Annotated in this window: 15 protein-coding genes, 1 tRNA gene, 2 rRNA genes and 1 pseudogene (1 of these 19 only partly in view); 8 read left to right on the top strand and 11 right to left on the bottom strand. The window is 67.0% G+C overall.

Annotated features, from left to right (window positions below; all coding sequences use genetic code 11):
- The 3 genes from QE385_RS08560 to QE385_RS08550 all read left to right on the top strand — a co-directional run.
- Positions 1 to 2,320, top strand: a 23S ribosomal RNA gene (locus QE385_RS08560); it begins 502 nt to the left of the window's first position.
- Between the two features lie 130 nt (positions 2,321 to 2,450).
- Positions 2,451 to 2,565, top strand: a 5S ribosomal RNA gene (rrf, locus tag QE385_RS08555).
- Positions 2,566 to 2,682: 117 nt separating this feature from the next.
- Positions 2,683 to 2,759 (top strand) — tRNA-Met (locus tag QE385_RS08550).
- A 97-nt stretch (positions 2,760 to 2,856) separates the two neighbouring features.
- Here QE385_RS08550 and QE385_RS08545 read toward each other — a convergent pair.
- From QE385_RS08545 to QE385_RS08515, 7 genes and pseudogenes are all read right to left on the bottom strand, one after another.
- Positions 2,857 to 4,529: pseudogene (locus QE385_RS08545) on the bottom strand (IS66 family transposase).
- A 43-nt stretch (positions 4,530 to 4,572) separates the two neighbouring features.
- Entirely contained in the window at positions 4,573 to 4,920 is a 348-nt protein-coding gene (gene tnpB / locus QE385_RS08540; RefSeq protein ID WP_267436059.1) for an IS66 family insertion sequence element accessory protein TnpB, read from the bottom strand.
- On the bottom strand, positions 4,917 to 5,291 hold the full coding sequence (locus QE385_RS08535) for a transposase (RefSeq protein WP_267436060.1): 375 nt from the start codon (positions 5,289 to 5,291) through the stop codon (positions 4,917 to 4,919). The genes tnpB and QE385_RS08535 overlap by 4 nt, the downstream gene beginning before the upstream one ends.
- Before the next feature lie 239 nt (positions 5,292 to 5,530).
- A complete protein-coding gene (locus QE385_RS08530; RefSeq protein WP_307100903.1) occupies positions 5,531 to 6,127 on the bottom strand; it encodes an antibiotic biosynthesis monooxygenase in 597 nt (198 codons plus the stop codon).
- A gap of 67 nt (positions 6,128 to 6,194) precedes the next feature.
- A complete protein-coding gene (locus QE385_RS08525) occupies positions 6,195 to 8,240 on the bottom strand; it encodes a M13 family metallopeptidase (RefSeq protein WP_307100901.1) in 2,046 nt (681 codons plus the stop codon).
- Between the two features lie 117 nt (positions 8,241 to 8,357).
- Positions 8,358 to 9,905: a GMC family oxidoreductase gene (locus tag QE385_RS08520; RefSeq protein ID WP_307100899.1), complete on the bottom strand. Its 1,548-nt coding sequence runs from the start codon at positions 9,903 to 9,905 to the stop codon at positions 8,358 to 8,360.
- Positions 9,902 to 11,266, bottom strand: coding sequence for an alpha/beta hydrolase (locus tag QE385_RS08515; protein ID WP_307100897.1), 1,365 nt, complete (start codon positions 11,264 to 11,266; stop codon positions 9,902 to 9,904). Before QE385_RS08515 ends, QE385_RS08520 begins: the two co-directional genes overlap by 4 nt.
- 195 nt (positions 11,267 to 11,461) lie before the next feature.
- On the opposite strand from QE385_RS08515, the gene QE385_RS08510 reads away from it, so the two are divergent.
- Both QE385_RS08510 and QE385_RS08505 read left to right on the top strand, forming a co-directional pair.
- Positions 11,462 to 12,031, top strand: a complete 570-nt coding sequence (locus QE385_RS08510; RefSeq protein WP_307100895.1) for a Dps family protein — start codon at positions 11,462 to 11,464, stop codon at positions 12,029 to 12,031.
- 31 nt (positions 12,032 to 12,062) lie between these two features.
- Positions 12,063 to 13,568 carry an FAD-dependent oxidoreductase gene (locus QE385_RS08505; RefSeq protein WP_307100893.1) on the top strand — a complete coding sequence of 502 codons (1,506 nt, stop codon included), beginning with the start codon at positions 12,063 to 12,065 and terminating at the stop codon, positions 13,566 to 13,568.
- Positions 13,569 to 13,841: 273 nt separating this feature from the next.
- On the opposite strand, the gene QE385_RS08500 is transcribed toward QE385_RS08505, so the two are convergent.
- Together QE385_RS08500 and QE385_RS08495 are read right to left on the bottom strand one after the other, a co-directional pair.
- The gene (locus tag QE385_RS08500) at positions 13,842 to 14,777 is read right to left on the bottom strand and encodes an SMP-30/gluconolactonase/LRE family protein (protein WP_307100892.1); all 936 of its coding nucleotides are present in this window, start codon (positions 14,775 to 14,777) and stop codon (positions 13,842 to 13,844) included.
- The gene (locus tag QE385_RS08495) at positions 14,774 to 15,259 is read right to left on the bottom strand and encodes a hypothetical protein (protein ID WP_307100889.1); all 486 of its coding nucleotides are present in this window, start codon (positions 15,257 to 15,259) and stop codon (positions 14,774 to 14,776) included. Before QE385_RS08495 ends, QE385_RS08500 begins: the two co-directional genes overlap by 4 nt.
- A gap of 182 nt (positions 15,260 to 15,441) precedes the next feature.
- Here QE385_RS08495 and QE385_RS08490 point away from each other — a divergent pair, with 182 nt between their 5' ends.
- A complete protein-coding gene (locus QE385_RS08490; protein ID WP_307100887.1) occupies positions 15,442 to 16,044 on the top strand; it encodes a DUF2076 domain-containing protein in 603 nt (200 codons plus the stop codon).
- Positions 16,045 to 16,095: 51 nt separating this feature from the next.
- On the opposite strand, the gene QE385_RS08485 is transcribed toward QE385_RS08490, so the two are convergent.
- Both QE385_RS08485 and QE385_RS08480 read right to left on the bottom strand, forming a co-directional pair.
- The gene (locus QE385_RS08485) at positions 16,096 to 17,283 is read right to left on the bottom strand and encodes a DUF2252 family protein (protein ID WP_307100885.1); all 1,188 of its coding nucleotides are present in this window, start codon (positions 17,281 to 17,283) and stop codon (positions 16,096 to 16,098) included.
- A gap of 130 nt (positions 17,284 to 17,413) precedes the next feature.
- Positions 17,414 to 19,702 carry a glycoside hydrolase family 3 N-terminal domain-containing protein gene (locus QE385_RS08480; protein ID WP_307100883.1) on the bottom strand — a complete coding sequence of 763 codons (2,289 nt, stop codon included), beginning with the start codon at positions 19,700 to 19,702 and terminating at the stop codon, positions 17,414 to 17,416.
- A 176-nt stretch (positions 19,703 to 19,878) separates the two neighbouring features.
- Here QE385_RS08480 and QE385_RS08475 point away from each other — a divergent pair, with 176 nt between their 5' ends.
- Both QE385_RS08475 and QE385_RS08470 read left to right on the top strand, forming a co-directional pair.
- Positions 19,879 to 20,880, top strand: coding sequence for a LacI family DNA-binding transcriptional regulator (locus QE385_RS08475; RefSeq protein WP_307100881.1), 1,002 nt, complete (start codon positions 19,879 to 19,881; stop codon positions 20,878 to 20,880).
- Positions 20,877 to 22,415 carry a tryptophan halogenase family protein gene (locus tag QE385_RS08470; protein ID WP_307100880.1) on the top strand — a complete coding sequence of 513 codons (1,539 nt, stop codon included), beginning with the start codon at positions 20,877 to 20,879 and terminating at the stop codon, positions 22,413 to 22,415. The genes QE385_RS08475 and QE385_RS08470 overlap by 4 nt, the downstream gene beginning before the upstream one ends.
- Positions 22,416 to 22,569 lie beyond the last annotated feature (154 nt).

Genomic DNA, 22,569 nt, shown 5'->3' with positions numbered 1-22,569 from the left:
ACCGATAGCGAACTAGTACCGTGAGGGAAAGGTGAAAAGCACCCCGATGAGGGGAGTGAAACAGTACCTGAAACGGATTGCCTACAAGCAGTAGGAGGGTCTTTAGGGCCTGACTGCGTACCTCTTGCATAATGGGTCTGTGACTTAATGTTTCAAGCAAGCTTAAGCCGATAGGTGTAGGCGCAGCGAAAGCGAGTCTGAATAGGGCGCTTTAGTTTGAAGTATTAGACCCGAAACCCGGCGATCTATGCATGACCAGGATGAAGGTGCGGTAACACGCACTGGAGGTCCGAACCGATTAACGTTGAAAAGTTACCGGATGAGTTGTGCTTAGGGGTGAAAGGCCAATCAAGCCGGGAAATAGCTGGTTCTCCGCGAAAACTATTGAGGTAGTGCCTCGAGCGTACACCATAGGGGGTAGAGCACTGGATGGTTGCGGGGGTCGCGAGATCTACCAATACTAACCAAACTCCGAATACCTATGAGTGATACTCGGGAGACAGACGGCGGGTGCTAAGGTCCGTCGTCAAAAGGGAAACAGCCCTGACCTACAGCTAAGGTCCCCAAGTCGTGTCTAAGTGGGAAAGCATGTGGAAATCCCAAAACAACCAGGAGGTTGGCTTAGAAGCAGCCATCCTTTAAAGAAAGCGTAACAGCTCACTGGTCTAAACAAGGGTTTCTGCGGCGAAGATGTAACGGGGCTCAAGACACGCACCGAAGCTTAGGGTGTACACTTTGTGTACGCGGTAGCGGAGCGTTCCGTAAGCCTGCGAAGCGATCTGGTAATGGGTCGTGGAGGTATCGGAAGTGCGAATGCAGACATGAGTAGCGATAAAGAGGGTGAGATGCCCTCTCGCCGAAAGACCAAGGGTTCCTGCGCAAGGCTAATCCGCGCAGGGTGAGCCGGCCCCTAAGACGAGCCCGAAGGGGGTAGTCGATGGGAACCACGTTAATATTCGTGGGCCTGGTGGTGTGTGACGGATCTCGTGTGTTGTACGTCCTTATCGGATTGGACGTGCCTCGAAGAGGTCCCGGGAAATAGCCCCACCGTATAGACCGTACCCGAAACCGACACAGGTGGTCAGGTAGAGTATACCAAGGCGCTTGAGAGAAGTGTCCTGAAGGAACTCGGCAAATTGCCTCCGTACCTTCGGAAGAAGGAGGCCCCATGTAAGCGCAAGCTCTCATGGGGGGCACAGGCCAGGGGGTAGCGACTGTTTAGCAAAAACACAGGGCTCTGCTAAGTCGGCTTCAAGACGACGTATAGGGCCTGACGCCTGCCCGGTGCCTGAAGGTTAAGTGGAGGAGTGCAAGCTCTGAAATGAAGCCCAGGTAAACGGCGGCCGTAACTATAACGGTCCTAAGGTAGCGAAATTCCTTGTCGGGTAAGTTCCGACCTGCACGAATGGCGTAACGACTTCCCCACTGTCTCCAGGACATGCTCAGCGAAATTGAATTCTCCGTGAAGATGCGGAGTACCCGCGGTTAGACGGAAAGACCCCGTGCACCTTTACTGCAGCTTCAGAGTGGCATTGGACAAGAACTGTGTAGCATAGGTGGGAGGCTTTGAAGCATTGGCGCCAGCCGATGTGGAGCCATAGGTGAAATACCACCCTGTTGTTGTTTAATGTCTAACCTCGTACCGTGAAACCGGTACAGGGACCCTCTGTGGCGGGTAGTTTGACTGGGGCGGTCGCCTCCTAAAGAGTAACGGAGGCGCGCGAAGGTTGGCTCAGGCCGGTTGGAAACCGGCTGTTAGAGTGCAATGGCATAAGCCAGCCTGACTGCGAGACTGACAAGTCGAGCAGAGACGAAAGTCGGTCATAGTGATCCGGTGGTCCCTCGTGGAAGGGCCATCGCTCAACGGATAAAAGGTACGCCGGGGATAACAGGCTGATAACCCCCAAGAGCTCATATCGACGGGGTTGTTTGGCACCTCGATGTCGGCTCATCACATCCTGGGGCTGGAGCAGGTCCCAAGGGTTTGGCTGTTCGCCAATTAAAGTGGTACGTGAGCTGGGTTCAGAACGTCGCGAGACAGTTTGGTCCCTATCTGCCGTGGGCGTCGAAATTTGAGAGGAGTTGACCCTAGTACGAGAGGACCGGGTTGAACGTACCTCTGGTGTACCTGTCGTCGTGCCAACGGCGCAGCAGGGTAGCTATGTACGGACGGGATAACCGCTGAAAGCATCTAAGCGGGAAGCCTCCCTCAAGATAAGATTTCTCAGGACGGTCGAAGACCACGACCTCGATAGATCGGATGTGGAAGTGCGGTAACGCATGGAGCTAACCGATACTAATTGTCCTATTCGCGCTTGAGAGCTCCACACCCCCACCATCAGCCCTGGGCTAGATGGCAGGGTGCGGTCATCAATACAGCCAGTGCACGCATCGATTTTATACCCATCACCCCGCCCACAAAGCGGGGTCAGTATTCGCGGACTCTATTGCCTGGTGGCCATAGCGTCGGTGTCCCACCCGATCCCATCCCGAACTCGGCCGTGAAACCCGACTGCGCCAATGGTACTACTGCTCAAGCAGTGGAAGAGTAGGGCGTCGCCAGGCATTATAGTCCGCGTATACACACAAAACCCATTCACTTGTTTCCTCGGGCACTCCGCCCGGGGCGCTCAGCCCCACGACACCACGCATGAAGCGTGCCGCCGTGCGGCTCAGCTCAGTCGCGGGGTGGAGCAGCCCGGTAGCTCGTCAGGCTCATAACCTGAAGGCCGCAGGTTCAAATCCTGCCCCCGCAACCACCGCCATAGAACGCGACACGCCGCCCTCACGGGCGGCGTCGTCGTTTGTGCGCCACCACACCAGCGACCGACGTAAGCGTGGCGTGGAGGCCGCAGATTATGCTGCTTGTGCGGTCGACTGATCTACCTGCGGCATCCAATTCCAGGGCATGAGTTCGTCCCATCGGCTGGCAGGCCAGTCGCCCGCGACCTTGGCGATAACGTCAGCGATATAGGCCTGCGGGTCGACGCCGTTCGCCTTGCAGAGCCTGCCCCGGCGAAGGCCGGGGTCTGGATGACGGTGTAGATGGCAGCGGCCCGTTCGCGACCTGCGCGCGAACCGGCGAACAGCCAGTTGCGGCGTCCAATGGCAACACCGCGCAGTGCACGCTCCGCGATATTGTTGTCGATTTCCAGACGACCCTCACCCAGGAAGCGCGACAGTGCCTGCCAGCGCTTGGTGCCGTAGGCGATGGCTTTGGCCATGTCGGACCTGGGCGACAGATGGCGAAGGGCGGCGTCGAGCACCTCGCGCAGGGCCTCGACCAGCGGTTTGCTCCGCTCCTGCCTGACACAACACCGTATGTCGGGCGGCTGGCCGCGCACCTCGGCCTCGACGGCATAGATCGCTCCGATCCGCTCGAGAATGTTGGTGGTCAGCGGCGTGGGCGACCGCTCGTGCAGATCGAAGACCTTGCGCCGGAAATGTGCCCAGCACGCGACTTCGGTCACGCCACCACGATACAGTCCGTCATAACCGGCATAGGCATCGGCCTGAAGGAAACCGCGCAAGCCGGCGAGATGGGCCATCGGGTGCGCGGCCGTGCGGTCGGGCGTGAAGCGATACCAGGTCGCGCGCGGCGCCGTGCCGCCGGACGCCTGGTCGTCGGCTGCGTACCCCTCCGCCTGCCTTCCAACGATGCTGCGCATCGCCGGAACCTTCTTGGCAGGCTCCGCCCATAGCCGCCCGGTCGCGGTCTTCCCCCGGCCGGGGTCGAGCACCGGCACGGGCGTGTCCCCGGCCTTCGCCGGGGCAGGCTAGGCATGGATCTTGTCGGCCTTGAGCACCTCGTCGCGGATGCGGCTGACGATGGGGTCGAGGAGCACCGCGGCCTGTCCGGTCCAGCCCGCCAGCGTCGCGCGGTCGATGTCGAGCCCTTGCGCGGCCATCATCTCGGCCTGGCGGTAAAGCGGCAAATGGTGGTCGAACTTTGAGACGACGACGTGCGCCAGCGTGGCGAAGCTGGCCTTGCCACGCGCCACGGCCCTGACCGGGACGGGAGCCTGGACGATCTTGTCGCAGGAACGGCAGCTGTATTTGGGGCGGACGTTGCGCACGACCCGCCAGCGCACCGGCACGATGTCGAGCATCTCGTGTGCGTCTCGCCCAAGCGGGCGCAACGCGCCGCCACAGTCCGGGCAGGTGCAGGCACCCGATGCCGGCTCATGGATGACGTCCTCGCGTGGCAGATGTGCGGGCAGACTGCGGACGGGCACCGGCCGAACCGCCACGCCGCTGTCGGCCATCTCAGGCCCAGGCGCGTTGCGCTGCGTCTCCAGTTCCTCCAGCGCCAGTTCGAGCTGCTCGATCTCGCGGCCGAGCTTTTCGGACGAGGCACCGAACTGCATCCGCCGCAGCCGGGCGATCTGTCCGCGCAGGGTATCGATGAGCAGATCGCAGGCGGCGAGCGCGGCATTGGCCCGGGCGAGTAAGGCCTCCAGCGCGGCGATCCGCGCGGTGGCATCTGCAGGGGAAACAGGTGCTTCCGACACGCTGTCTTCATAGCAGATTGCAGGTCGGCGAGCGAGCAAAAGCGACGAAAAACCGCCGTTCTCACCCCGCCAGCGTCGGCGTAAACGTCCGCTCGGGCCGACGCCAGTCGATGCCCTCCAGCAGCATCGACAATTGCGCCGGCGTCAGCACCACCGTGCCGGTCGCGGTCACCGGCCAGACGAAGCGGCCACGGTCGAGCCGCTTGGAAAACAGGCACAGGCCTTGCCCATCGAACCACAACAGCTTGACCAGATGACCCCGCTTGCCGCGGAACGCGAACAACGCTCCGGAATGCGGGTTCTGCACCAGCACCTGCTGCACCAGCACCGCCAAACCATCGAACCCCTTGCGCATGTCGGTCACGCCGCATGCCAGGAACACCCGCGTCGGCAACGGCACCGGGCTCATCGCAGCACCGACAGCACCCGTGCCAGCGCCCCTGCATCCACGGCAGCATCCACGCTCACCCGCACGCCACCCGGCAGTTCGATATGGATGAACCCCGGTGGACATGGTGCCGGCTGCGGTGTCCGCACGACCGGTTCCGCCACCTGCACTTCGGCGAATACCGGCAACGACGGCACGGCACTCGCCAGCTTGCCCTCCCGCAACTGCTTGCGCCACGTGTAGATCAGGCTGCTCGACACCTCACGCCGGGCGATGACGTCGCAAACCCGCACCCCCGGCCGGAACGCCTCCGCCAGGATCTCCAGCTTCTCCGCGTCCGACCATCGCCGTCGACCCGACACACGGCCGACCACCTCCATCCGACCAGTCATACGAGTGCTCGTATGACCAGTCGTAGAACCGAAAACTTCCCGCACCGCCCGCGCCCTCGTCAAAGGCGACAAGCATCCTGACCGCCAGCGCTACCGCAAGGCGGCCTGCTGACCACGCTTACCGACCGACGCCACGCTGGCCACCACCTCCGCTGCGGGACCTTCCGGTTCATCCGGATAGATCGTCACGCTCTCGATAAGACGCGCACCGTTGCGTAAGCGGCAAAGCCGAGCCCCTATCAGGTCCTCAGATGGCCGGAGCCGTCCTGAAGCAGCCAGAAACGGGTGTGTCGTTGCAGGCGCGGCAGGATCACCCATTGCAGGGTCGCGGTGAGCAGCAGGGACGAGGGGAGCAATTGCAGGGGCAGGGGCGCCTCCTTCACCACCATGCGCACGTTCAGGCTGACGATCAGGAGGACCGGGAAGACCGTCAGCCATGTCGTCACGAAACGCTTCCACTTGCTGGCGCTGGCGTCGCTCGGCAGTTCGAAGCGGACGGCGTCGCCGGTGCCGATCTGGTCAAGCGCGGTGGAATAGTCATCGGCCATGGCCGCATGCGCGACAAAGGCGGGGCTGTTGCGCCAGGCCTCGGCCGTGCCACGATCGTCGAAGCGGAAGAGGAGATGCTGAAAGCCCGCCGTCTGGCCCAGCCGGATGCTCGCGCGAAAGCCCGGTTCCGCGCGGGCCAGCCGATCCAGTTCGGCGGCCCATCGCTCGAAATCCTCCTCATGCCCCGCGCGGATGGCGCGGCTGGTCACGATGGTCGCGGTCTCTTCGGGATCGAGTGGCATGGCGGGGAGAACGTCCGGATGGCCGTCTCGTTTCTGTCCGGGCATCGGTGATGGGCCATGCCGCGCCCCCATGCGCCTGCGATGCGGAAGGCGCATGGGGGCGTGTCGCCATTTACCAGATATGGACCCGCTTTTCGGGCGTTAGATAAAGCGCCTGCCCCGACTGGACGTCAAAGGGCGCATACCAGGCATCGAGATTGCGGACCGTCAGGACCCGCCACGGCGCGGGGGCATGGACGTCGGTCGCGATCCGGGCGCGCAGCGCCTTGTCGCGCACCTTGGTCCGCCAGCTCTGCGCAAAGGCCAGGAAGAATCGCTGGTCGCCGGTCAGCCCGTCGATCACCGGGGCGGGCTTGCCCCCGAGCGAGGCGCGATAGGCTTCGTAGGAGGCGGTGAGTCCGGCGACATCGGCGATATTCTCGCCCAGTTCCTGCTCGCCGTTGAGGTGGAGCCCGGGCAAGGCCTCATAGGCATTGTATTGGGCGACCAGCGCCTGGCCCGCGCCCTCGAACCGCTTGAGGTCGGAAGGCGTCCACCAATTGTGCAGCCGCCCGGTCGAGTCGAAATCGGCGCCCAGATTGTCGAAGCTGTGGCTGATCTCATGCCCGATCACCGATCCGATCGCGCCATAATTGGCCGCCGCGTCGAACCGGGGATCGAAATAGGGGCTCTCCAGGATCGCGGCCGGGAAGTTCAGCGCATTCTGAAGCGGTAGGTTGACCGCATTGACCGTCTGCGGCGTCATCCACCATTCGCCGCGATCGACCGGCTTGCCGAGCTTGGCGAGGTGATAGCGATAGAGCGACAGCCGCGCCCGTTGCGCATTGCCGACCGGATCGTCGGCGCGCACCGCGAAGGTCGGGTAGTTCCACCAATGGTCGGGATAGCCGACACCGACCTTGAGCACCGCCAGCTTGGCCCTTGCCTCGGCCTTGGTGGCGGGCGCCATCCAGTCGAGCGCGGCAATGCGGCGGTCGAAGGCGGCGACGATGTTCGTCACCATATGCTGGATCTCGACCTTGGACGAGGCCGGGAAGTAGCGGCGGGCATAGATTTTGCCCACCGCCTCGCCGAGCGCGCCATTGACCGCCGCGATGCCGCGCTTTTCGCGCGGTTGCTGTGCGGGCGTGCCGGTCAGCGTGCGGCCGTAAAAGCCGAAGGACGCGTCGTCGATCGCCTTGGGCAGCGAGCCGGTGACCTGGTTGATCATATGGAAGGCGAGCCAGTCCCGCCAGCTTTGCAGCGGCTCGCTGGCGACGAGCGCGGACAGCTTGGTGATCGCGCCGGGTTGCCAGGCGATGAAGTCGCGCTGGCTCGCGGGCACGCCAGCCGCCGTCCAGAATGCGGCCCAGTCGAGGCCTGGCGCGCGAGTGGCGAAGTCGGCGCGGGTCCAGGGATTGTCGCCCTTGTGCGCATCCTGGCTGGCGATGATGTCGGCCTGGGCCGCCGCGATCTTCTGTTCGAGGGCGAAGATTCGGTCGGCACGGGCTTGCGGATCGGACAGCCCGGCCAGTTGCAGCAAATGGCCCAGATAGGCGCGATAGGCGGTGCGAATCTCCGCCATCTCGGGCTTGTCGGACAGGTAATAGTCGCGGTCGGGCAGGCCGAGCCCGCCCTGCATGAGATAGGGGATGTTGCGGGTCGGGTGGTTGAGGTCCTGGCTGACGAACAGGCCGAACAGGTCGTTGGTGCTGGCGTAATTGTTGTTGTTGAACGGATCGGTGTCGGCGCGCATCGCGGCGCCGATCGCGCGTGACAGGTCATGTTTGTCGCGGATCGCGGCGATCGCGGCCAGGCCGGGCTGGATCGGCTTCAGCCCGCGCGCCTCGATCCCGGCGGTATCGGTATAGGCGGCATAATAATCGGCGATCCGCTGCTCGTCGCTGCCCGGTGCGCCACGGGCGGCCGCGGCCCCCTTGATGATCGCGGCATTGCGCGCCTCGGCGCGGAGCGAAACGTCGAGCCCGACGCCGATCGAGGAGCGGTCGGCGGGGATCTGGGCGGTCTTGCGCCAGGTGCCATTGGCGTAAGTGTCGAAATTGTCGCCGGGCTTGACCGTCCCGTCCATCAGCGCCTTGTCGACGCCCGAGAGGGTGCCGGTCTGGGCGACGGCAGCGGTGGAGGCGAGCAGGGCGAGCGAGAGCGCGAGGCGTTTCATGGTGTTTCCGGGTTCAGACAGTGTTGCTGTCCGATGGAGCACCCCTTGCCCCGCTCCCGTCAAGGGGCCGCGCCGAATGTGACAGCGAAGACATGCTGGCGGGCCCCACGCCCGTCGTCACGCCTGCCCCCGCGACGATGCCAGGAACCGGTCGGCGGTGCGCAGCGACAGCGCCATGATGGTCAGCGCGGGGTTGGCGGCCAGCGCGCTGGGAAAGATCGAATTGTCGCAGATCAGCAGGTTGGGGATGTCGAAGCTGCGGCCATCGGCATCGACCACCGCCTCGTCGCCATCGTCACCCATGCGGCAGGTGCCGATGGTGTGGGCCGAGCGGTCGATCGCGAAGATGTCGCTGGCGCCCGCGGCGTCCCAGATGGCGGTCATGGTGCGCCGCGAATGCGCGTCGATGGCGCGCTCGTTCGCCTGATAGGTGAAGTCGATCCGTGCCTTGCGCTGTCCGAAGGCGTCGGTTTCGTCCGACAGGGTCAGGCGGTTGTCGGGATGGGGCAGGCAGTCGCCATTGATGCCGATCCCCGCCATCCGGTTATAGTGACGCAGCGTGTCCTGGAGCCGGTCCCCCCACATGCCCGCGCCCCGCGCCAGACCGGTGGCCAGATTGACGGGCAGCACGCCCAGGCTCTGGATCAGATAGCCGCCCGCGAAATCCGCATCGCGGGGGCGCATCATGTCCTCGGTGATGATCGAGGAGGGATAGCCGCGATTCATCCGCATCTCGGCGTCGAACCGGCCCCAGACCTGGGTGGCGACATGCGCCATGAAGTTGCGCCCGACCTGTCCGCTGGAATTGGCGAGGCCGAGATTCAGGAGCAGGCGCGGCGTCTCCACCCCGCCCGCGCACAGGAACACCGCGCGGCAGCGCTGGCGGCGGTCCTCACCGTCCTGGCGATAGACCACGGCGTCGATCCGCCCCTGATGGTCGCGGTCGAAGGTCAATACGCGGCATCCGGCGCGGATCTCGGCGCCATGCGCGACGGCATAGGGAAGATAGCTGGTGTCCATGCTGGTCTTGGACGCGTTGCGGCATCCCTGGTGGCAGGTGCCGCAATTCACGCAGGCCTGGCGCTGCCCCCAATAGGGCTGGTCCCGGTCGCGCGACACCAGCGCGGCGGGCGCGTCGGTCGCGGTGATGCCCAGCGCCGCGCAGCCCCGCGCCATGGCGTCGGCCGACGCGTTGCGCGCCACCGGCGGATAGGCATAGCGGCGGCTGTCGTCCCACGGATAATGCGCCGGGCCGGACACGCCGGTGAACGCCTCCACCTCCTCGATATAGGCGATCAGCTCGGCATGGGGGACGGGCCAGTCCGCGCCTTGCCCGGTCATCGTGCGGAGTTGCAGGTCGCGGGGATCGGGCCGGGGGCAGAAGGCGCCCCAGTGCAGCGTCGATCCGCCCACCCCCATGCCCGAATTGTTCGAGCCGAAGGCGGTGGGGTCGGCGCCGCCGCTCAGCCGCTCCTCCATCCAATAGATATTGGCGGCCACCTCGTCGGCGACATGCTCGTCGGGGCGAAAGGCGCGGCCCGCCTCCAGCGCGACGACCGACAGGCCCGCCTTGGCGAGGCGGGCGGCCAGCGGCGCGCCGCCCGCGCCGGTGCCGATGACCACCGCGTCGACCATGTCATGCTCGGCGTAAGGGGGGCGGCTCATGCGGTCGTCTCCGTGGCGTGCTGCCAGCGTTCGGCATCGTTGGCGGCGGTGCGGGCATAGCCCTGTTTGCGGGGGCCATCGCCGCCGACCGCGAAGCCGTCATAGCCGATGGCGGCCATCGCGGCGGGCGAGGCCATCCATTGCCGCACGATCTCCGCGCGGACGTCCTGGAACCACAGGGCCATCTGGTCGGGGGTGAGCCGGTCGGGGCCGGATGTCCTATCGCCATGGTCGTCCATGCGCCCGGCGTCGATCCGCTTCAGCCATTCGGCCTGCGCCGCGTGGTCCAGCGTGACGAACCCGCCGGTCAGCGCGTCGAGCGTCGCCAGTCCCTGCGCCCATGCCACCCGATCCGGCGGCAGGTCGGCGAAGCGCCAGCCATCGCCGGGGCCATGAACCGCCGCACCGACATGGCGGGCGAGGTCGCGATCGGCCCCCCGGTCGGGCAGGACATGCGCGATCAGCGCCGCGACCATGGCCAGCTGCGCCTCCGACCAGCCGCATTGGTCATCGGATACCGGCCGCGTCCGCTCCAGCATCGCGGCGCGGGTCCGGCGGCTGACGCGGTCGGAGCCCAGGATATGGACGAACCCGGCGGGAAGGATCGACCCGGCGAGCGAGGCGGCGTGATCGGCGATCAGCGCGGCCAGCGCGTCGGGCTGTTCATAGGGGATCAGGTGCGCGGCACCCTCGACCACGCGCATCTCGGCATGGCGATAATGCGGCCGGTTCAGCCGGGCCTGCGCATCCTCGCCCAGATCGCCATCCTCCGCGCCCGCCACGATCAGCGCCGGGATGGTGATGGAGCCTGCCTGTCGGCTCCAATCCTCAAGGCTGCCGCGCTCCAGCCAGCCCAGCCATGCCTCGCGGCTCGACCGACGGACATCGGCGATCGCCCGTTCGCGCAGCGGCGGGGGCAGCGGCCGGGCGGTGTTGGCGTCGACAAAGGTCTCGGCATCGGCCTGTCCGACCGGGCCGTCCGACACCCAGCCGATCATCTGCGCGCGACGGTCATCGTCCATCGGCTCGGGGGCGGGCGGGGAGGCGGCGACCAGCACGACCCCGACGACACCGGCCAGCCCCTGCTCGCCCGCCTGGGCGCGCGCGGCGACCAGGGTGGCGATCTTGCCGCCCATGCTGTGCCCGACCAGGATACACGCGGTCAGCCGGTTGCGGCGTATCGTGTCGGCCAGATCGTCCGCCATCGCGGTGACATCGGCATAGCCTTCGTCGCTCCGCGCACCGAATCCCGGCAGGTCGAGCGCGAGGCTGGGCAGATGGCCGAGCTGGCGGCACACCAGATCCCATTCCCCGCTGCTGGCGCCGAGTGCGTGAAGAAAAACCAATATGGGTTGGGTCATGCGGTCTCGCCCGGATAAATCCCATGCTGGACGTCGCAAAAGCCGGAGCGTTCCCCCCCAAACCCACCGTATCGAAATTAATTTGGATCATGATCGCCGCGCTTTTTGTTCCTGCGGCCTTGTCGATAATTTCATGGAACCCTGCGCGGGAACAAGCGCTTCGGAACGAAGATCATTGCAGAGTGGAGTGACATCGTGACCGATACCGACCAGGCGCAGCCGCAGTACAAGATCGACTATCGCGAAATCCAGCCGTTCGGTACGCTGAAAGACCTGCCGCTCGGCCTGTCCGAAAACGCCCGCAAGCAAAGCGTGTCGATCCTGAACCAGGTGCTGGCCGACACGATCATGCTGCGCGACCTGTACAAGAAGCATCATTGGCAGATGTCGGGTGCGACCTTCTATCAACTGCATCTGCTGCTCGACACCCATTATGAGAAGCAGGCCGAACTGGTCGATATGGTGGCCGAACGTATCCAGGCGCTGGGCGGCATCAGCATCGCGACGCCGCACGACGTGGCCGAGATGACCAAGATCCCGCGCCCGCCGCGTGGCCGCGAGGATGTGCCGACCATGCTCGCGCGGCTGCTCGAGGCGCACAAGATCGTTCTGGAACAGGCGCATGAAGGCGCCAAGACCGCCGATGAATCGGGCGACGACGGCACCAACGACCTGCTGGTCAGCGACATCATCCGCACCGGCGAGCCGCAGGTCTGGTTCATCGGCGAACATCTCGCCGCGACCGAATTGCAGCGCGCGGACTGATCCGGACGACCGACGGGAAAAGGGTGAGGCGATGGCGGATCGTGATCTGGCGAAAGGCATCGCCTCCACCGATCTGGAGGAAGGGCGGATCCTTGCCGGGGTCGTGGACGGACAGGACGTGGTCCTGGTCCGCCATCGGGGCCGTGTCTGCGCACTCTCGGGCACCTGCACCCATTTGAAGGCGCCGCTCGCCGACGGCATCGTCGCCGATGGCACGCTCCGCTGTCCCTGGCATCATGCCCGTTTCGACGTGGAGACGGGCGAGGCGATGGGTGCGCCTGCCTTTGCCCCGCTCGACCGCTTCACGGTGGTCGAGGAGCAGGGGCAAGTCCGGGTCGAGGGGCCCGCGCCACGGGCCGAGACCGTACCGGCGAAGACCGGGCGGAGGATCGGCCGGGTCGTCATCATCGGTGGCGGCGGGGCGGGCCATGCCTGTGCCGAGATGCTGGCGCGACACGGCGCGGATGCGACGGTGACGCTCCTCTCGGACGATCCGGACGCGCCCTATGATCGCACCTTCTGTTCCAAAAAATATCTGGCGGGCAAGGCGGAGCGCGACGACACCGCGCTCCCGCCGCTGGGCGAGGGGGTGACGGTGCGGACCGGGGTGGCGGTGACGCGGATCGACCGCGATGCCGGGGCGGTCGTACTCGGTGACGGCGAGCGTGTGGCCTATGACATTCTGGTCCTGGCGACCGGATCGGCCGCCGTTCCGCCCGACTTCTACGGCGCGAACCGGGACGATGTGCATGTCGTGCGCGGCCTGGCCGATGCTGACCGGCTGATCGCCGCGCTGGCAGGCGCGGCGCGCGCGATCGTCATCGGATCGAGCTATGTCGGGCTGGAAGTCGCCGCCTCGCTGGTCGGGCGGGGATTGGCAGTGGCGGTGGTGTCCGACGCCGACCTGCCGCTGGAAAAGACCGCCGGGCCGGAAGTCGGCGCGATGATCCGCGATCTCCACCAGTCCAAGGGCGTGACCTTCCACCTCAACCGCCGCGTCGCGCGCTGGGACGGGCATGCCGCGACGCTCGATGACGGCAGCCGGGTCGAGGGCGATCTGCTGGTCGCCGGTATCGGTGCCACGCCCCGGACCGAGCTGGCCGAGGCGGCCGGGCTGACGCTCGCCACCAGGGAAGCGGGGGGCGGGGTGCAGGTCGATGCTACCCTGCGCACGTCCGACCCGGCCATCCATGCGATCGGCGACATCGCCAGCGTGCCCGATCCCCGGCTCGGCCATCCGATCCGCGTCGAGCATTGGGTGGTGGCACAGCGCATGGGCCAATGGCTCGCCCGGCATCTGATGGGCGAGGGCGAAGCGGAATATACCGAGGTGCCGTTTTTCTGGTCGGGCCATTACGACCTGAGCCTGCGCTATGTCGGCCATGTCGCATCGACCGAAGACCGGGTGATCGACGGTGACGTTGCCGGACGAGACTTCGTGGTGTCCTTTGCCGAGGAGGGACGCGAGCGGGCGGTCCTGACCGCCGGGCGTGACGTTCTGGCGCTGGAAAAGGAACATGGCTGGGAGCGCGATTAAGTCGGATCGCCATTCAGTATTGCGTCTTCTTCCCCTCTCCCCTGGACAGGGGAGAGGGTTAGCGAAGCTTGCCAGCCTGCTGGCTAGCGCAGCTTGGGTGAGGGGTTGAGCGAGCCCAAAGGCTCGCGCGCTCGCTTCGCGAGCGCCAACCCCTCACCCAGCTCCGACTAAGCCTTTGCTCTCGCAAAGGCCAAGTCTGCGCAACCCTCTCCCCTCTGCGAGGGGCGAGGGACGAAAAGGCATGGCTGAATGGCGATCGGCCCCGGCGCGCGCTTACCCCAGCGTCAGCATCCACAGGCTTTCGCCGCCGGTCACGAACAGCCGCCGCTCGTCGGTGTCGAAGGCGCAGTTGCTGCACAGGTGCGGCGTGGGGACGGTCGCCAGGTGCCGGGCTTGGGCATCGAACAGCTCGACACCGATCTCCGAACTGCTCCACAGCCAGCCGCGCCGGTCGACGGTGAAGCCATCGGGAACGCCCTGCGGCACGCGGGCGAAGAGCCTGCGGTTCGACAGGGTATCGCCATGCCGGTCGAATGCGAAGATCGCGACCTCGCCCTCGCCATGTTCGGGGGTCTGCGAGGCATAGAAGGTCCGGCCGTCGGGCGAGAAGGCCAGGCCATTGGGTTGCGCCATGTCGATGACGCGCACCGCCGTCCCGTCCGCGCCGATCCGGCAGATCGCGGTGCGCCCGCTCTCGGACCGGCCGGGTACGCCTTGCCTGGGGTTTTCCAGCCCGAAAGTCGGGTCGCTGAACCAGATCGAACCGTCATCGGCGACGGCCAGATCATTGGGCGCATTGAGCCGCTGGCCCTGCGCCTGGGTGGCGACCGGCGTCGGGATGCCGGTGCCGTCCGAGCGGCTGATCGCGCGGCGGCCATGCTCGCAATGGACGAGGCCGTCGTCCGCGGTGACCGCATTGCCGTTGATGAAGGGCGTGGCGTCGAGCAGCACGTCGACCGCGCCATCCTCGCGCCAGCCGAGCACCCGGCGGCCGACAATGTCGCTCCACACCAGCGTCCGCGCGCGCGGCCACCAGACCGGCCCCTCGCTCCAGCTCGCCTGATCGTAGAGCGTGAAGAGCCGCGCCTTGGCCAGCACGTCCCGCGCGGCGGCATGGTGGATGCGGATCGGGTCGGCCTCGGTCGGCTCGGGCGGTCCCGGCGGACGCAGGCGCGCGGGTGTCAGCAAGGGGGGAGGATCGCCCGTCATGCGCCGAATGGATCGCGCGTCTGCGCGGCGGGCGAGGTCGCGAACTGGATCATGATCTGGAAACAGGGCTCGTCGCCGATCTGGCCGGAGCGGTGGCCCTTGCCATCGGTGGTGTCCTGATCCTGGCCGAAATGGATGTCGCCCGGCCCCATCTTGACCCGGTTGCCGTCCATCGTCTCGATGAACCAGCGGCCGCGCAGCGGGATGACCCATTGCGGGCTGGGGCTTTCGTGCCAGTCGCCGGTCCAGCCGACCGGCAATATGGCGAAGTTGATCGCGGCGACCTCGCCGGGAAAGGGGCGCATCCATTGCGGCGATGCCTTGCCCCCGACGCTCTTCATCCCGAACCCGGTCATCCGCGACAGGTCGATGCGGCTGGTGCCGTCGATGGCGGTCCACATGTTCAGGAAGGGCAGGACCGGGGGGCGGTCGGCATCGGTGCCGTCATTGTCCAGCGGAACGCGGCTCGGCAGGTCGGTCATCATCGTCTCCCCTCGAGGCGCGGCGGCGGACCCGTCCGGGGCACGCCGACCGCGTCGATGCCGGATCAACCGAATCGTGGACGCCGCGTTCCGGCGCGGTGAATTATCGGTCATCCATCGCCGGCGATCTTGATTCCACCGACGCCCGGCCGATGTTCCGGTCGCATCACTGGAGTGCCCCGATGAACGCCGAAGAACGCACCCTTCTCACCCGTTTCCTCGATGAGCTGGCCGCCGCACGGACCAGCGCCAAGGATGGCGAGGCCGAGGCGATGATCGCCCGCACGCTGTCGTCCAATCCGGATGCGGCCTATCTGCTGGTCCAGCATGCGATCGTCGCCGACCAGTCGCTCCACGCCGCGCAACAGCGCATCGCCGAGCTGGAACGCCAGCAGCCGCAATACGCCCCGGCCCCGTCCGGCAGCGGCTTCCTGCCGCAGGGCGCGGGCGGCCCCTGGGGCGCGCGGCCGCAGGACAGCTATGCGCCGCCCCCGCCCGAGGCGCGGCCGGGCGTCTTTTCCGGCGGCGGCGGGCTGGGCAGCTTCCTGCGCAGCGCGGGCACGACGGCGGCCGGGGTGGTCGGCGGCCAAATGCTGTTTTCCGGCCTGTCGGACATGTTCGGCCATCAGGGCGGCGGCGGCCTGTTCGGCGGCGGTGGCGGTCAGGGCTTCATGGAGCGGCCCGAGAATATCACCATCAACAATTACGGGGATGATGACGACCGCCGCTTCGACGATGGCGGAATGGACAATAGCGGCGATTTCGACCCGTCGGACGATTACTGACGCTGCGCCCCGGCGGACGGCACCGGCCCTACCGGCTCCGTCCGCCGTCGTTCAGGCGGCAAGCGCATAGTGGCGGCAATGGTCCAGATAGCCCGCCTCGTGCCGCTCCGCGAGCGACACGACGCTCTCCCACAACCAGGAGGGCGTGTCGACGGCGCCGCCCCGGTCGGCGTCCAGCATCGCCAGCCAGTCGGCCCTGGCCCGATCGTCCAGCTGTCGGCCATGCGCCTTGCCCACGACGAAGGCGAGGTGGCGGGCGGCGCGCACCGCCTCGCCTTGGCTGAACTGGTCGACCTCCAGCTTCAGGTCCTGCGGCGTCAGCTCGCGGATGAACAACGAACGGTCGAGCATCCGCACCGGCATCATCCGCTGCCCCAGATGGGGTGACAGCGCGCGGGCGGCGGCGGCGACTCGTTCGGCATTGTCGCGCGGCATCTTCGCGCGGGCGGCGGCGGCGGGGGCGAGCGGATCGGTCGCTTCCTTCAGGTCGACCAGCGCATAGGTCCATTGGCCCTTGCCGCCCTTCAGCCCGACGATCGCAGCATAGCGCAGCAGCCCCAGCGAGCTGCACCCCTTCATCCAATAGGCGGCATCGACCAGCCGCACCTCGCGCTCCTTCGACTTGCCCTTCAGCGCCAGCACCAGCGCGGCGACGCGTTCGTCCTCGAACAGATGCTCCAGCGCGTCGCGTTCCTCGGGCGCGAGTTCCCAGAATTTCTTGCCCAGCGGGATGCGCGGCTCGACCGCGTCCAGCCGCTCCCTGGCGAGGTGGCGCCAGCGGCGGCCCAGCGCGGCGCGCTCGACGCTGCGCACGACATCCGATTCGTCGCCGGGATCGCCGCCGGGGTCGCGGATCGCGGCGGCATAGCCGTCGACCATCTCCTCCAGCATCCGCATCGTCACGACGCCGGGCAGGTCCGATCCCCGCGCCGCCGTGGCGAGCGACAGCCCCAGCCGGATCAGGTCGTGCGCCGGATTGCCGATCACCGCCTGGTCGAGATCGCGAATCTGGATCTCCACCTGTCCCGCGCCGTTCGCCAGCGGCCCCAGATTGCCGAGATGACAGTCGCCGCAAATCCAGATGGCGGGCCCCTGCGGCACCCGCGCCGCGACCGGCGACGCCGCCAGCCATTCATAGAATTTCGCGGTGTTGCCCCGCACATAGGCATGGGCGGAACGCGCCATTTTCAGCGTGCGGCGATGGTCGAGGATGGCGTAGCGTTCGGCGGGAAGGGGCATCGATCGGGGGCACCTGACAAAAGGGATGCTCTTCAAACGCCGCCCGTCGCCGAAAGTAACAAAATGTTGCTGGCGGGCGGGGCAGGCGGCGGGGCGACGTCCTGCCCCGCATCATGCCCCGCCGTGCCGGTCAGCGGATCAGGTCGAAGGTCCCATGCGCGCCCTCGTCCTGCGCGGAGGGGGCGATCCACACGTCGAAGGTGCCGGGCTCGACCGTGGGGCGCAGGTCCCGGCCCAGGAACTCCAGCTGGGGACGGGTCAGCGTGAAGCTCACGACCTCGCTCTGGCCGGGGGCCAGCGCGACCTTGCGGAACGCCTTCATCTCGCGCACCGGCCGGGTGATGCTGGCCACGCGGTCGCGGATATAGAGCTGGACCACCTCCTCGCAGGGGCGGGTGCCGCCATTGGTGACGGTAGCGGACACCGTGATCCGGCCGTCCCAGGGCAGGCTGGCGGGCACCTGCGCCGCGCCGTAGGAGACCTTGCCATAGGTCAGGCCATGGCCGAACGGATAGAGCGCCGCGTTGGGCGCGGTGCGCCACTGGGTCTTGTAGGGGACGCGCGGCCCCTCCGGCGCGGGACGGCCCGTCGCCTTGTGCGCGTAATAATAGGGTTCCTGCCCGCTTTCGTGCGGAAAGCTGAGCGGCAGGCGGCCCGATGGCCCCACCTTGCCGAACAGGATGTCGGCAATGGCATGGCCGGTCTCGGAGCCGAGGAACCAGGTGACGAGGATCGCGGGCGCGTCCTTCACCGCGCCCTCCAGCGCAAGGCCGCGCCCGTTCTTGAGCAGGACGACGATGGGCTTGCCGGACGGTTTCACCGCCTGGGCTACCGCCTCCGCCAATGCCATCTGCGGCGCGGGCACGGTGATCGAGGTGCGCGACTGCGCCTCGCCCGACATGACCTCGCTCTCGCCGATCGCCAGCACGACCACGTCCGCCGCTTGCGCCGCCGCGACCGCCGCCTCGATCCCGCCGGGCAGCGCCTGCTCGACGCCCGAGCCGTGCGTCACCGTCACGTTCTTGGCGCCCGCATCGCGCAGGCCGGTCACCAGGTCGATCGCCTGGTTGTTGTCGCCGTAAACGACCCATGGCCCGTTCAGGTCGTGCTGGCCGCTGGCAAAGGGACCGATCAGCGCGATCCGGCGATTGGGGTCGAGCGGCAGCAGGTCGCCGTCGTTCTTCAGCAGCACCATCGCCTTCTGCGCCGCCTCGCGCGACAGGGCCAGGGCCGCCTTGGTGCGCGACCGCGCGGTTTCGCGCTTGCGGTCGATCCGGCGGAAGGGATCGTCGAACAGCCCCAGCATCTGCTTGACCGCCAGCACGCGGCGGACCGAGCGGTCGAGCACCTCCTGCGGCACCGCGCCCTCGCGCACCAGCTCGGGCAGGTACAGCGCATAGAGGTTGGACTGCATGCTCATGTCGACCCCCGCCAGGAAGGCGAGGCGCGCGGCGTCCTTGCCGTCCTTGGCAAAGCCCGCCGCGATCATCTCCTCGTCGCCGGTATAGTCGGACACGATGATGCCGGGGAATTTCCACTCGTCGCGCAGCACCTGCTTCATCAGCCAGGGATTGCCGGTCGAGGGGATGCCGTCGATCTCGTTGAACGAGGCCATGCCGCTCATCGCGCCTGCGTCGAACCCGGCCTTGTAAGGCGGCAGATAGACCTCGCGCAGCGTGCGTTCGGACAGGTCGACGATGTTATAGTCGAGCCCGCTCTCGCCCGCGCCGTAAGCCGCGAAATGCTTGATGCAGGCCATGACCGCATCGTCGGCGGACAGGCTCTTGCCCTGGAAGCCCTTCACGCGCGCGGCGGCGAACAGGTTGCCGAGCAGCACGTCCTCGCCCGCGCCCTCCATGGTGCGGCCCCAGCGCTGGTCGCGCGCGATGTCGACCATCGGGAAGAAGGTCCAGTCGATGCCTGCCGCCGCCGCCTCGAACGCGGCCATCCGCGCGGTCCGCATCGCCAGGTCGGGCTCGAAGCTGGCCGCCTCGGCGACGGGCACCGGAAAGATGGTGCGGTGGCCATGGATCACGTCGGCGGCGAAGATCAGCGGAATCTTCAGCCGCGAATTGCGCATCACCGCGCCCTGCATCCGCCGCGCCATTTCCGCGCCATTGCCGTTGAACACGCCGGTCAGCTTACCCGCGACCGCATCGGCCAGCTGCCCCTCGAAGCTGGGGCCGTTCGACGGCGGGTTGAGCGCGGTGGCGACGCCGCCGCCCCAGGCCGCCGCGTTCAGCTGGAGCTGCCCCGCCTTTTCCTCCAGCGTCATGCGCGCCAGGATCGCCTCGACCGAGGCGGGCAGCGCGACGCCGTCGCCTTGCGCGAGCAGCGCGCGCGCGGGGCTGGCCGCCCAGGCCGCCACCGCGCCTGCGCCGAGCAGCGCTGCACGCCGCGAGATTCTGGTGTCGGACATTGGCGATTCTCCCCTAGGATATGGCGGATGCTCGTGGCCCTTCGGGCTTCGGCATGCGCCTGTCGACTTTCGCATTGACGCTCTTTTGTAACCGGTTACACAGGCTGGACACGTCGCACAAGATACGATGTGAGGGATGGAGCGAGCCGGACCTGCGCCGGGAATGGGGGAGGGGTGTGAGGCAGTCATCGGCCACGATCCGCGATGTCGCGCGCGAGGCTTCGGTTTCGGTCGCCTCGGTATCGCGGGCGATGAACGGGCATAGCAGCGTCCATCCGGACACCCGCGAGCGCGTCCTCGCCGCCGCCAAGGCGCTGGGCTATGTCCCCCATGCGGGCGCGCGCAGCCTGTCGCTGTCGCGCAGCCATGCGATCGGCGTCGTCCTGCCCGACCTCCACGGCGAGTTCTTTTCCGAGATCGTGCGCGGCATGGACCGCGAGGTGACGGCGCGCGGCTATCACCTGCTCCTGTCCAACATGCACGCCGATGCGGAGCGCGCGGCGCTGGCGGTGCGGGCGATGCGCGGGCGGGTCGACGGGCTGATCGTCATGGCGCCGCAGCTCGACGCACAGGCGCTGGCGGAGGCGCTGCCCCCCGAAGTGCCCGCGGTGCTGGTCAACGCCCATCGCGGCCTGGGCCGTGCCGCCCTGCGGGTCGACAATGCCGCCGGGATCGCGGCGAGCGTCGCGCATCTGGTCGGGCTGGGGCGGCGCAGGCTGGTCCATGTCTCGGGCCCGGCGGGCAATGTCGATGCGAGCGAGCGGCGGGACGGGTTCCTGGCCGCGATGGCGCGCCTGGCCCCGGATGTCGAAGCTGTGGTGATCGAGGGGGATTTCCATGAATCCTCGGGCACGGCGGCGGCGGCGACGCTGCTCGCGCGGGACATGCCGTGCGACGGCATCGTCGCGGCGAACGACATGATGGCGCTGGGCGTGCTCGGCGCATTGCGCGGGGCCGGGATCGATGTTCCGGGCGCGGTCGCCGTCACCGGCTTCGACGACGTGCCGCTGGCGCGCTATATGGGGCTGACCACCGTCCGGGCGCCGCTGGCCGGGATGGGCGAGCGCGCGGTGGCGCGGCTGATCGACGCGCTGGAGGGGGGCGGACTGACCCCGGACACGCAGGTCATGGCGACCGAACTGGTGATCCGCGCGACCACCCCGGCGGGGGCGGCATGACCGATCCCAATCCCAATGCGCCGATCAGGACCATCACCATCGTCGGCGGCGGCACCGCCGGGTGGATGACGGCGGCGCTGCTGTCGCGACTGTTCCTCGGGGCCTATACGATCCGCCTGATCGAGTCCGAGGAGATCGGCACGATCGGCGTCGGCGAGGCGACGATCCCCGCGATCCGCACCTTCAACGGCCTGGCCGGGATCGACGAATATGAGATGGTCCGCGCGACCCAGGCGACCTTCAAGCTGGGCATCGAGTTCCGCAACTGGCGCGAACCGGGGCACAGCTATATCCATGGCTTCGGCAAGATCGGGCAGGATCTCTACTGGCTGCACTGTCACCAGTTCTGGCTGAAGGAGGCCGCGCGCGGGCGAGCGAAGCATCTCGACCATTATGCGCTGAACACGCTGGCGGCGCGGATGAACCGCTTCGCCATGCCCGATCCGTCCAATCCCTATTCGCCGATGGCGGACCTGGACTATGCCTATCATTTCGATGCCTCGCTCTATGCGCGCTACCTGCGCGGGCGTGCCGAGGCGGCGGGCGTGGAGCGGATCGAGGGGCGGATCGTCGCGGCCAAGGCGCGCGCCAGCGACGGCTTTCTCGACCATGTCGTGCTGGCCGATGGGCGGACGGTGGACGGCGACCTGTTCATCGACTGCTCCGGAATGCGCGCCCTGCTGATCGGCGAGGCGATGGGCGTCGGCTATGAGGATTGGAGCCAATGGCTGCTCTGCGACCGCGCGCTGGCGGTGCCGAGCGTCCGGGGTGGCGGGCCGCTGACCCCCTATACCCGCTCGACCGCGCATGGCGCCGGGTGGCAATGGCGCATCCCGCTCCAGCACCGCACCGGCAACGGCCATGTCTATGCCAGCGGCTTCACCTCGGATGACGAGGCGGCGGCGACGTTGCTCGCGCATCTCGACACGCCCGCGCTGGGCGATCCGCGCGCGGTCCGCTTCCGCCCCGGCAAGCGTATCCGCGCCTGGGAGAAGAATGTCGTCGCGCTGGGGCTGGCGGGCGGATTCCTGGAGCCGCTGGAGTCGACCAGTATCCATCTGATCCAGACGGGGCTGCTGCGGCTGATCGCGCTGTTTCCGGGGCGCGGTTTCCATGCGGTCGATCGGGAGGAATATAACCGCCAGACCGATTTCGAATATCGCGACGTGCGCGACTTCATCATCGCGCATTACAAGGTGACGAATCGCCAGGACACGCCCTTCTGGCAGTATCTCAAGCATATGGACGTGCCCGACAGCCTGGCCGAACGGATCGCGCTGTTCCGCTCGTCGGCGCGCTTCTTCATGCATGGCAAGGCCGAGCTGTTCCGCGAGGAAAGCTGGGTGCAGGTGCTGCTGGGGCAGGGGCTGGTCGCGCGGCATGACCCGATGGTCGATATGATCCCCGATGCCCAGGCGAGCGACTTTCTGAAGGATGTCGAAGAGGTTATCGCCGAGGTCGCGGCGGCGATGCCCACCCATGAGGCGTTCATCGCCCGCCATTGCCGGGCGCCCGCGCTTCCCGCCGGACTGTGACATTTCCGTAACAGGGAAATCGATATCGGGTGGAACCCGATCACGGTGGTTGTAACCGGTTACGCAGCCAAGTAACCGGTTACACAAGTCCTGAAAGGCTCAGGCGGTCGATGCGCGTCATCGGCTGTCGGGGAACATGACGGGGCACAAGGGA

The sequence above is a fragment of the Sphingomonas sp. SORGH_AS_0950 genome, assembly GCF_030818415.1.
In the GTDB taxonomy this organism is placed as follows: Bacteria; Pseudomonadota; Alphaproteobacteria; order Sphingomonadales; family Sphingomonadaceae; genus Sphingomonas.
The sequence above is the reverse complement of the archived record's forward strand: the minus strand, read 5'-3'. Positions and strand labels throughout refer to the sequence as shown.

Bases quoted from the DNA above. Each gene is read 5' to 3' on its own strand.
- QE385_RS08480 (WP_307100883.1), bottom strand. From the start codon at position 19,702: ATGTCCGACACCAGAATCTCGCGGCGTGCAGCGCTGCTCGGCGCAGGC.
- QE385_RS08485 (WP_307100885.1), bottom strand. From the start codon at position 17,283: ATGCCCCTTCCCGCCGAACGCTACGCCATCCTCGACCATCGCCGCACG.
- tnpB (WP_267436059.1), bottom strand. From the start codon at position 4,920: ATGAGCCCGGTGCCGTTGCCGACGCGGGTGTTCCTGGCATGCGGCGTG.
- QE385_RS08500 (WP_307100892.1), bottom strand. From the start codon at position 14,777: ATGACGGGCGATCCTCCCCCCTTGCTGACACCCGCGCGCCTGCGTCCG.
- QE385_RS08520 (WP_307100899.1), bottom strand. From the start codon at position 9,905: ATGAGCCGCCCCCCTTACGCCGAGCATGACATGGTCGACGCGGTGGTC.
- QE385_RS08505 (WP_307100893.1), top strand. From the start codon at position 12,063: ATGGCGGATCGTGATCTGGCGAAAGGCATCGCCTCCACCGATCTGGAG.
- QE385_RS08525 (WP_307100901.1), bottom strand. From the start codon at position 8,240: ATGAAACGCCTCGCGCTCTCGCTCGCCCTGCTCGCCTCCACCGCTGCC.
- QE385_RS08470 (WP_307100880.1), top strand. From the start codon at position 20,877: ATGACCGATCCCAATCCCAATGCGCCGATCAGGACCATCACCATCGTC.
- QE385_RS08515 (WP_307100897.1), bottom strand. From the start codon at position 11,266: ATGACCCAACCCATATTGGTTTTTCTTCACGCACTCGGCGCCAGCAGC.
- QE385_RS08530 (WP_307100903.1), bottom strand. From the start codon at position 6,127: ATGCCCGGACAGAAACGAGACGGCCATCCGGACGTTCTCCCCGCCATG.
- QE385_RS08535 (WP_267436060.1), bottom strand. From the start codon at position 5,291: ATGACTGGTCGGATGGAGGTGGTCGGCCGTGTGTCGGGTCGACGGCGA.
- QE385_RS08495 (WP_307100889.1), bottom strand. From the start codon at position 15,259: ATGACCGACCTGCCGAGCCGCGTTCCGCTGGACAATGACGGCACCGAT.
- QE385_RS08490 (WP_307100887.1), top strand. From the start codon at position 15,442: ATGAACGCCGAAGAACGCACCCTTCTCACCCGTTTCCTCGATGAGCTG.